This is a genomic window from Acrocarpospora catenulata (genome assembly GCF_018476525.1).
GTDB lineage: Bacteria > Actinomycetota > Actinomycetes > Streptosporangiales > Streptosporangiaceae > Acrocarpospora > Acrocarpospora catenulata.
Genome location: NZ_JAHCST010000060.1, coordinates 46736 through 56088, shown reverse-complemented (window position 1 = coordinate 56088; position 9353 = coordinate 46736). Strand labels below are relative to the sequence as shown.

Below are 9353 nucleotides of genomic sequence, written 5' to 3'. Positions count from 1 at the left end.
GGGGCCCGGCCCGGCCGCTCCGCAGCCGGTGTCTTCCCTCTCTCCGGTCGCTACGCTCCCTCCGTTCAGTCCAGACACCGGCAGCGGCCGGGCAACCCCCACATACGACTAAGGGGGTTGATCGCCGGGGTTAATCCTCGGCGACGGGGTCGAACTTGTAGCCCAACCCGCGCACGGTGAGGATGCAGCGCGGGTTGGCCGGGTCCGACTCGACCTTGGCGCGCAGGCGCTTGACGTGGACGTCCAGGGTCTTGGTGTCGCCCACGTAGTCGGCGCCCCAGACGCGGTCGATCAGCTGGCCCCGGGTGAGCACCCGTCCGGCGTTCCGCAGCAGCACCTCAAGCAGCTCGAACTCCTTCAGCGGCAACTGCACCTGCTGCCCGCGCACGGCCACGATGTGCCGGTCCACGTCCATCCGGACCGGTCCGGCCGCCAGGATGGCCGACTCGACCTCCTCGATGTCGCCCTGTCGGCGCAGCACCGCCCGGATCCGGGCCACCAGCTCCCGCGAGGAGAACGGCTTGGTCACGTAGTCGTCGGCGCCGAGCTCCAGGCCCACCACCTTGTCGATCTCACTGTCCTTGGCGGTCAGCATGATGACCGGCACCTTGGAGCGCTGCCGGAGCGACCGGCACACCTCCGTCCCCGGCAGGCCGGGCAGCATCAGGTCGAGCAGCACCAGGTCGGCGCCGTTGCGGTCGAAGGTCTCCAGCGCCTCCGGCCCGGTGGCCGCCACGGCGACCTCGAAGCCTTCCTTGCGGAGCATGTAAGAGAGGGCGTCGGAGAACGACTCCTCGTCCTCTACGACGAGTACCCGGGTCATGTGGCCGCCTCCTGGGGGATTGTGGTGCCGCGTGGTACCGCCACCGCCTGCCCGCCGAAAGCCGGCAGGCGGAGCGTGAAGGTCGATCCGGAGCCTTCCTTGCTCCACACCGTGACCTCGCCGCCGTGTGCCACGGCGACGTGTTTGACGATGGCCAGCCCCAGACCGGTGCCGCCCGTCGCTCTCGACCGGGCCGCGTCGACCCGGAAGAACCGTTCGAAGATGCGCTCCTGCGCGCCTTCGGGAATGCCGATGCCCTGGTCGCTGACGCTGACCTCGACCGCCTCTCCGGCGGGGCGGGCGCTGACCACCACCCGGGTGTGCTCGGGGCTGTAGGCCACCGCGTTGTCGATGAGGTTGCGCAGCGCGGTGATCAGCAGCTCCTCGTCGCCCCAGATGTTGAGGCCCTCGGTGCCGCCGGCCACCAGGGTGATGTCCTTGGAGGCGGCCTTGGTGGTGCAGCGGTCGATGGCCTCGTGCACGGCCTCGTCCACCGGCACCGGGCCGGGGGTGGGGATGGCCTCGGCGCCCTGGATCCGGGACAGCGTGATCAGGTCCTGCACCAGGTAGCTGAGGCGGGCCGCCTCGTGCTGCATGCGCCCGGCGAACCTGGTCACCGCCTCGGGGTCGTCGGCGGCGTCCTGGATGGTCTCGGCCAGCAGGGCCAGCGCGCCGACCGGGGTCTTGAGTTCGTGACTGACGTTGGCGACGAAGTCCCGCCGTACGGCCTCCACGCGCAGGCGCTCGGTCTGGTCCTCGGCCAGCACCAGCACCTGCCCGCCGGAGCCGAGCGGGGCCACCCGGACCGCGAAGGTGGTGGCCTCCTGGCCGAACTTCCGGCCGGGCACCTCGAGCTCGCCCTCCCGGATCTCGCCGTCCCTGCGGACCTTCCTGGCCAGCGCCAGCAGTTCGGCCGCCATCAGCGCGTCGCCGTGCACCAGCCCGTACGCCCGGGCCGCCGAGCTGGCGCGGAGCACCTTGTCCTCGCGGTCGAGCACCACCGCGGAGGAGGGCAGCACGGCCAGCACCGAGGCCACGCCGGGCGGGAGGGGTTCGTCCTCGGGTTCCGGGGCGGGTTCCGGTTCCGTCTGCCGCCGGATCGCCATCATGACGAGGGTGCCGACCAGGAAGCCGCCCATCGCCGCGAAACTCGCCAGCAACTCATTCACGTCTCAGATGCTAGGTGGCGTTACCCGTCCGCCCGACTGGCCGATAGGGCATGACCATGCCCTTTCCGGAAAAGTTCATTTTCCGGTCGAGGTTCGTTCACGAATCCGCACATACGGTGGCGGCATGCGCGACGCGTACCACGAAGAGCTGGAAACCCTCACCGACCGCCTGGTGGAGATGACGCGCCTGGTGCGCTCTGCCATGTCCCGGGCGACCACGTCGTTGCTCGACGCCGACCTGCACCTGGCGGAGAGTGTGATCTCCCAGGACGAGGAGGTCAACCGGATCTATGCCGAGGTGGAGACCACCATCTACGAGGTGATGGCCACCCAGCAGCCGGTCGCCGTGGACCTGCGTACGGTGATCACCGCCTTGCGCATGGCCGCCGACCTGGAGCGCATGGGCGACCTGGCCGAGCACATCGCCAAGATCGCGCGGCTCCGCCACCCGGACTCGGCCATCCCGCCCTCGCTCCGCGACACCATCGTGGAGATGGACCAGATCGCCGAGCGGCTGATCACCAAGGTGGGCACCTGCATCGCCACCCGGGACGTCGAGCTCTCCAAGGAGCTGGAGGCCGACGACGACGCGATGGACCGGCTGCACCGGCGGCTGTTCCGGGTGCTGCTCTCCCCCGACTGGAAGTACGGCATCGAGGCGGCCATCGACATCACCCTGGCCGGGCGGTACTACGAGCGGTACGCCGACCACGCGGTCCGGGTGGCGCGGGACGTGGTCTACCTGGTGACCGGCTCCCGCCAGTCCTGAGACACGCGGAACCCCCCGGTCCTCGGGGGGCCGGGGGGTTCCGTGGGTAAGTTCGTACGGTTAAATCCGTCTTTTACCTAAATTCCTCGTTTACTTGCCCTGGTTGGCCACGGCCTGGATCGCGGACGCGGCGGCCTCCGGGTCGAGGTAGCCCGAGCTCACCGGCCGCAGTCCGGCGTCGAGCTCGTACCTGAGCGGGATGCCGGTGGGGATGTTCAGCGCGGCGATGTCCTCGTCGCTGATCTGGTCCAGGTGCTTGACGAGGGCGCGCAGCGAGTTGCCGTGCGCGACCACCAGGACCGTACGGCCCGCCGCCAGGTCGGGCACGATCTCGTCGTACCAGTACGGCAGCATGCGGTCCACGACGTCCTTCAGGCACTCGGTCCTGGGCAGCAGCTCGGGCGGGAGCAACCCGTACCGGGAGTCGCCGGACTGGGAGAACTCGTCGTCGTCGGCGATCGGCGGGGGCGGGGTGTCGTAGGAGCGGCGCCAGAGCATGAACTGCTCGTCGCCGAACTCGGCCCGGGTCTGCGCCTTGTCCTTGCCCTGCAGAGCGCCGTAGTGGCGCTCGTTCAGCCGCCAGGAGCGCTTGACCGGCAGCCAGGACAGCTCGGCCGCCTCCAGGGCCAGGTTGGCCGTCTTGATGGCCCGGGTGAGCAGCGAGGTGTGCACCACGTCGGGGCGGATCCCGGCCTCGACCAGCAGGTGACCGCCGCGGCGCGCCTCACCCTCACCGGTGGCCGAGAGGGTGACGTCGACCCATCCGGTGAACAGGCCTTTGATGTTCCATTCGCTCTCGCCGTGCCGCAAGAGCACCAATGTCGACATGGGGGCAATCTTAATTGGCGGGGTCCGCGAACCGAGCGAAGGCTGCCAGGTTCGCGGTGGACTCTCCTCTTTTGACACGCCACGCCCACTCGCGGCGGATGGAGGAGACGAAGCCGAGTTCCAGCGCCCGGTCGAACCACTCGTCGGCGTAGGTGAGCACGCAGCCGAGGAGGCGGTCGATTTCCGGTTCCGAGACGGCCTCCAGCGGGACGCGGCCCACCAGGTAGACGTCGCCCTCGGGGTCGAGGGCGAAGTGCACGCCGTACATGGAGCCGTTCTTGCCGAGCAGCCAGCGGTAGAACTCGGTGTGGTTCTCGTCGGGCTGGCGGCAGAAGAACGCCTCCACGTGCAGGGCCTGGTCGCCGACGATCAGCCAGGTCATGGTGGCCAGCTTGCGCTGCCCGGGCAGCCGGACCAGGAACGCCCCCGGCCTGGGCTGCTCGTAGGACAGGCCGGACGCCTTGAGGGTCTCCTCGATGGTGGCGATCACAGGTTGACCGCGACCGGGACTCGATGCAACGTCGCCATGGCACCGGTATACACCTCGACCAGCCGGGCGGCGGTGGCGGACCACCCGAACGCGGTGGCGTGGCGGACCGTGCCCGTGGCCAGCTGCTCCAGCCAGGGGCGGCGGGCCAGCAGGCGGGCCAGCGTGGCCGCCCAGGCCTGCGGGTCGTGGCCGTCCACGAGCAGGCCGGAGACGCCGTCCCTGACGGCGGTGCGCAGGCCGCCCACCGAGGCCGCCACGACCGGGGTCCCGCATGCCTGGGACTCCAGGGCCACCAGGCCGAAGGACTCGTTGTGCGAGGGGACCACGGTGAGGTCGGCCGCCCGGTACCAGTCGGCCAGCTCGTGCTGGGGGGCCGGCGGCGCCAGGCGTACCACGTCGGAGATGCCGAGTTCGGCGGCGAGGTCGGTGAGCAGGGCGGGGCGGGCCAGGCCGTTGCCGCTGGGGCCGCCGACGCAGGCGACGACCAGGCGGTCGCGGAGCGTGGGGTCGGCGGCCAGCATCCTGGCCGCCGCCTTGAGCAGCACGTCGGGGGCCTTGAGCGGCTGGATGCGGCCGACGAAGAGCAGGACGGCCGCCTCCTGCGGGAGGTTCAGGCGGTGGCGGGCCGCACCTTTGGAGGCGGGCTGGAAGACGGTGAGGTTGACGCCCGGATTGACCACGGTGACCCGGTCGGGGGCGGCGCCGTACAGGGAGATGAGCTCCTCGGCCTCGGCGGCGGTGTTGGCGACCAGGCGGTCGGCCACGTCCACCACCTGCTCCTCGCCCATCACCCGGGCCGGCGGCTCGGGGCGGTCGCCCTCGGCCAGCAGCAGGTTCTTCACCTTGGCCATGGTGTGCATGGTGTGCACTAAGGGCAGCCCCCAGCGTTCCTTGGCCAGCCAGCCGACCTGGCCGGAGAGCCAGTAGTGGGAGTGGATGACGTCGTAGCGGCCGGGGTCGTAGGTGGCCTCGGTGCGGAGCACCCCGGAGAGGAAGGCGCACATCTGGCCGGGCAGGTCGCTCCGGTCCAGCTCCTCGTACGGCCCCGCGGTGACGTGCCTGACCGTGACGCCCGGCACGAGCTCAGCCACCGGAGGCAGGTCGCGTGCGGTCTGCCGGGTGAAGATCTCCACCTCCACATCGAGCGCGGCCAGACGTTTGGCCACCTCCACGATGTAGACGTTCATGCCGCCCGCGTCGCCGGTGCCCGGCTGGTCCAACGGGGACGTGTGCATGCTGATCGTCGCGACCCGGTTGAGCCGTCGGACAGTCACCCCAAACCACCTCCAAGGGCGATATAACTCCGAAGAACTCCGACAGATTCCCACTCCTCGGGCGCTCCTATTTGTGAGGAATGCGTGATCTGGGCGGCCGCAGCGGCGAGTCCCTGTTCGGCGGCAATGCGGCTGTCTATGGGACGGATTCCTCATAAATAAGATGGCCCCCATGACGAGGACGGCAGTGGTGACAGGGGCCAGCAGCGGGATCGGCGAGGCCACCGCGCGGCGCCTGGCGGCGGAGGGTTTCGACGTGGTGGCGGCCGCCAGGCGGCGCGACCGGCTGGACCGGCTGGCCACCGAGGTGCCCTCGATCCGGCCGGCCACCCTGGACGTGACCTCGGCCGAGTCGGTGGAGGCGCTGGCCGCCTCGCTGGACCGGTGCGACGTGCTGATCAACAACGCCGGGGGCGCGATCGGCCTGGAGCCGGTGGCCCAGGGGCGGGTCGAGGACTGGCAGCGCATGTACGAGGTGAACGTCCTCGGCTCGCTCCGGATGACCCGGGCCCTGCTGCCCAAGCTGATCGAGTCGGGCGACGGGGTGCTGCTCATGCTGACCTCGGTGGCGGGTCTGGTCTCCTACGAGGGGGGCGGCGGCTACTGCGCGGCCAAGCACGCCCAGACCTCGATGACCGAGACCCTCCGGCTCGAACTCTGCGGCGAACCGGTGCGGATCATCGAGATCGCCCCCGGCATGGTGCGCACCGAGGAGTTCTCGCTGACCCGCTTCCGCGGCGACGGCGCCCGGGCCGCCCAGGTGTACGAGGGCGTGCCCGACCCGCTGACCGCCGAGGACGTGGCCGACGTGATCGCGTTCGCGGTCACCCGGCCGGCCCACGTGAACATCGACCGGCTGGTCATCCGGCCGCGCGCGCAGGCCGCCCAGCACAAGGTCCATCGGGTGTGAGGCGGCCGGTCGGGGCGGTCACCCGTGGCACCACCGGCCAGAACCGGCTGCGCCGGGCGGACCGCTGGGTGGCGGCCGGATACGCGGGGCTGCTCCGCTCGGCCGCCGAGCCGCTGGTGGTGGATCTCGGCTACGGCGCCTCGCACGTCACCACCTACGAGCTGTTCACGCGGCTGCGGCGGGTGCGGCGGGACGTCCAGGTGGTGGGGGTGGAGATCGACCCGTCGCGGGTGGCCGCCGCCAAGCCGTACGAGACGGCGGGGTTGCGGTTCGTCCATGGGGGTTTCGAGCTGCCGGTCGGGCGGCCCCCGGTGCTGGTCCGGGCGTTCAACGTGCTGCGGCAGTATCCGGAGGCGGAGGCGTGGCGGCACTGGGAGCTGCTGCGCTCGCGGCTGGCGCCCGGCGGAGTGCTGGTCGAGGGAACCTGTTCCGAGGTCGGGCACCGGGCGGTCTGGGTCGCCCTGGACGAGGCCGGGCCCCGCACGGTCACCTTCGCGTGCCGTTTCAACGGCATCGAGCGGCCCTCCGACCTGGCCGAGCGGCTGCCCAAGACGCTCATCCACCAGAATGTGCCCGGCCACCGGGTACACGCCTTCCTGACCGACTGGGACCGCGCGTGGGCGGTCTGCGCCCCGTTCGGCGCGTACGGCTCCCGCCAGCGCTGGATCCAGGCCGCCGAACTGCTCGCCCAGACCTGGCCGGTGCACACCCATCCCCCTTTCGGCGGACGAAGCCGGTGGAGGCTGGGCGAACTTACCCTCCCTTGGTCTGCGGTGGCCTAGGCTGAGCTGAGTCACCCGCCCCCACTACGGGACGTAGTACTACGGCGGGTAGCCTGATGTCGTGAAGGGTCTTGGCGAGCTTGAGCGCAGCATCATGGACATCCTCTGGGCGGAGAGCCGCCCGTTGACCGCCCGCGAGGTGGGCCGGCTGATCGAGGACCGCGATCTGGCCCCGACCACCGTGATGACGGTCCTTGACCGGCTGACCCGCAAGGGCTTCCTGAACCGCACCCGGGACGGCCGCGCCTGGCGCTACGCCCCGGCCGCCGGGCGGGACGCGTACGTCGCGGAGCTGATGCTGGAGGCCCTGGAGATGACCGGGGAGACCGGAGACCGCAGCGCCGCGCTGCAGCGTTTCGCCGAGCGGGTCTCCGACTCCGAGGCCGAGATCCTCCGCCGCGCCCTCACCGAGCTGGAGGAGTAGTGATCGCGGCGGCCGCCCTGGCGGTGCTGGCGGCGCTCTGCGTGCTGGGCGCCTGGCGGCTCATCCTGGCCCCCCGGTGGACCTGGCGGGCCCCTCGCGCGGCCATCCTGCTCTGGCAGTCCCTCGGGGTGACCTGGGGGCTGGCCAGCGTGGGCGCGCTGCTGGCGTTCGCACTGGAACCGTTCGGGCAGGGCGTGCTATACGGCCTGGCCCATCTCGGCAGCGTCTGGAGCGGGCCGCCCGACCTGCCGAGGGTCTCGGCGCTGCTGGCCGGTCTGGGACTCTTCGCGGCGCTGTGCGCGGTGCCGGTGGCGGCGGCCGTGCAGACGCTACGGGCCCGGCGGCGGCACCGGCTGCTGCTGGCGCTGATCGCCAGGGACGAACCGGCGGTGCCCGGGGTGCGGGTGCTCGACCACCCGGGGGCGGCGGCGTACTGCGTGCCAGGGCTGAAGTCGGAGGTGGTGATCAGCGCGGGGACGCTGCGGCTGCTCTCACCCGACGAGCTGGCCGCGGTGCTGGCGCACGAGGCCGCGCACGTGCGGGAGCGCCACGACCTGGTGCTGCTGCCGTTCGCCGCGCTGCGCTGGATGCTGCCCTGGGTCCGGATCACGCACGAGGCGCACGCGTCGGTCGCGCTGCTCATCGAGATGGCCGCCGACGACCGGGCCCGCCGCCACTGCTCGCCCAAGCGGCTGGCCACCGCGCTGCTCAGGTTCGGCACGGCCGGCGCCTTCGCCACCCCCCACGGCGCGCTCAACGCGACCTCGGGGGAGAATGTGATGGTGCGGGTGAACCGGCTGGTCAAGCCACGTGCCGAGCTGCCGGCGCACCTGCGTTTCGCCATTGTGGCGGGTGCGGCGGTGCTCACCGCGTCGGCTCCGCTGCTCTGGTTGCTGCCCAGCTAGTTAGCCGCTGTTATCCAGCCTGTTTGCAATTGCATACGGGGTTTGGCAGACTGGCGGCATGGAACTGCCCAAGGTTGGCTCGATCGGCGCGTACATCCGCGAGCAGCGTCAGCAGGCGAAGATCTCGCTGCGCCAGCTCGCCGCGCAGGCGGGGGTCTCGTTTCCCTACCTGAGCCAGGTGGAACGCGGCGTGCGCAAGCCGAGCGCGGAGATCCTCAACCAGATCGCCAAAGGTCTGCAGATCTCCGCCCAGGCGCTGTACGTGCAGGCCGGTCTGATCGAGGAACGGGAGCCGGACAGCGACGTGCTGACCGCGATCCGGGCGGATGTCACGCTCACCGGGCGGCAGCGCCAGGTGCTGGTCGACATCTACGAGTCGTTCCGGCGCGAGAACCGGGCGGCGACCACCGAGGAGGCCCAGCCGACGCGACCGGCGGGGCCCCCGGAGGCGGTCGAATCCAATTCACAAAACGGTCACGCCACACCAGAAGGGTAATGCCTGTTATGACCCTCGCCACCGAGGTCAAGAAGATCACCGAATCCAAGCCGTTCTACGCGATCACCGGCGCGGGTGACTACGCGGTGGAGAAGATCCGCGAAATCCCCGAGCAGCTGGCCCGCCTGCAGAGCCGCCAGGGCGAGGCCCGGGCGTACGCGCAGAACATGCAGAGCAAGGCCGAGAACTACGCCCGCCACCTGCCCGAGAAGACCCGGGAGTACCGGGAGGCCCTCACCAACCGGATCTCCGAGCTCTACGACGAGTTCGCCAACCGGGGCCGCACGATCGTCAGCAAGGTCAGCGGCGAGGCCGCGCAGGAGCTGGAGGAGGTGTCCGCCTCCGCCAAGCCGGCCCGGCCGCGCAAGGCGGTGGCCGGCCGGACCGCGGCCGCCAGCAAGAGCTAATCGGGTGCAAATGGCCTTCTATTCCGACCGGTACTTCTCCAGTGAGTGGTGCGGCATGGAATGGCACGCGTTCAGC

At 70.8% G+C, this 9353-nt stretch carries 12 protein-coding genes; 7 read left to right on the top strand and 5 right to left on the bottom strand.

The features are described from left to right. Window positions 1-130: 130 nt before the first annotated feature. Together KIP79_RS37675 and KIP79_RS37670 are read right to left on the bottom strand one after the other, a co-directional pair. The gene (locus KIP79_RS37675; protein WP_214109781.1) at window positions 131-823 is read right to left on the bottom strand and encodes a response regulator; all 693 of its coding nucleotides are present in this window, start codon (window positions 821-823) and stop codon (window positions 131-133) included. Beyond that, entirely contained in the window at window positions 820-1932 is a 1113-nt protein-coding gene (locus tag KIP79_RS37670; RefSeq protein ID WP_250214491.1) for a sensor histidine kinase, read from the bottom strand. The genes KIP79_RS37675 and KIP79_RS37670 overlap by 4 nt, the downstream gene beginning before the upstream one ends. Before the next feature lie 184 nt (window positions 1933-2116). Between KIP79_RS37670 and phoU the strand changes: the two genes are divergently transcribed. Continuing rightward, entirely contained in the window at window positions 2117-2761 is a 645-nt protein-coding gene (gene phoU, locus KIP79_RS37665; protein WP_214109780.1) for a phosphate signaling complex protein PhoU, read from the top strand. 90 nt (window positions 2762-2851) lie between these two features. Here the strand turns inward: phoU and KIP79_RS37660 are convergent, their stop codons facing one another. Genes KIP79_RS37660 through mshA form a run of 3 tightly spaced genes read right to left on the bottom strand, consistent with a single transcriptional unit; the run spans window position 2852 to window position 5314 of the window. Further along, window positions 2852-3589, bottom strand: a complete 738-nt coding sequence (locus tag KIP79_RS37660; protein ID WP_214109779.1) for a phosphoglyceromutase — start codon at window positions 3587-3589, stop codon at window positions 2852-2854. Between the two features lie 10 nt (window positions 3590-3599). Next, on the bottom strand, window positions 3600-4079 hold the full coding sequence (locus tag KIP79_RS37655; RefSeq protein ID WP_214109778.1) for a type III secretion system chaperone family protein: 480 nt from the start codon (window positions 4077-4079) through the stop codon (window positions 3600-3602). Further along, window positions 4076-5314, bottom strand: a complete 1239-nt coding sequence (mshA, locus tag KIP79_RS37650; protein ID WP_250214489.1) for a D-inositol-3-phosphate glycosyltransferase — start codon at window positions 5312-5314, stop codon at window positions 4076-4078. The genes KIP79_RS37655 and mshA overlap by 4 nt, the downstream gene beginning before the upstream one ends. A gap of 211 nt (window positions 5315-5525) precedes the next feature. Between mshA and KIP79_RS37645 the strand changes: the two genes are divergently transcribed. From KIP79_RS37645 to KIP79_RS37620, 6 genes are all read left to right on the top strand, one after another. Next, entirely contained in the window at window positions 5526-6263 is a 738-nt protein-coding gene (locus KIP79_RS37645; RefSeq protein WP_214109776.1) for an SDR family NAD(P)-dependent oxidoreductase, read from the top strand. Then, window positions 6260-7045, top strand: coding sequence for a class I SAM-dependent methyltransferase (locus tag KIP79_RS37640; protein ID WP_214109775.1), 786 nt, complete (start codon window positions 6260-6262; stop codon window positions 7043-7045). The genes KIP79_RS37645 and KIP79_RS37640 overlap by 4 nt, the downstream gene beginning before the upstream one ends. 61 nt (window positions 7046-7106) lie before the next feature. After that, on the top strand, window positions 7107-7469 hold the full coding sequence (locus KIP79_RS37635) for a BlaI/MecI/CopY family transcriptional regulator (protein WP_214109774.1): 363 nt from the start codon (window positions 7107-7109) through the stop codon (window positions 7467-7469). Next, window positions 7469-8374: a M56 family metallopeptidase gene (locus KIP79_RS37630; RefSeq protein ID WP_214109773.1), complete on the top strand. Its 906-nt coding sequence runs from the start codon at window positions 7469-7471 to the stop codon at window positions 8372-8374. The genes KIP79_RS37635 and KIP79_RS37630 overlap by 1 nt, the downstream gene beginning before the upstream one ends. Window positions 8375-8432: 58 nt before the next feature. Beyond that, window positions 8433-8870, top strand: a complete 438-nt coding sequence (locus KIP79_RS37625; protein ID WP_214109772.1) for a helix-turn-helix domain-containing protein — start codon at window positions 8433-8435, stop codon at window positions 8868-8870. Next, on the top strand, window positions 8870-9277 hold the full coding sequence (locus KIP79_RS37620; protein ID WP_250214474.1) for a hypothetical protein: 408 nt from the start codon (window positions 8870-8872) through the stop codon (window positions 9275-9277). The genes KIP79_RS37625 and KIP79_RS37620 overlap by 1 nt, the downstream gene beginning before the upstream one ends. Window positions 9278-9353 lie beyond the last annotated feature (76 nt).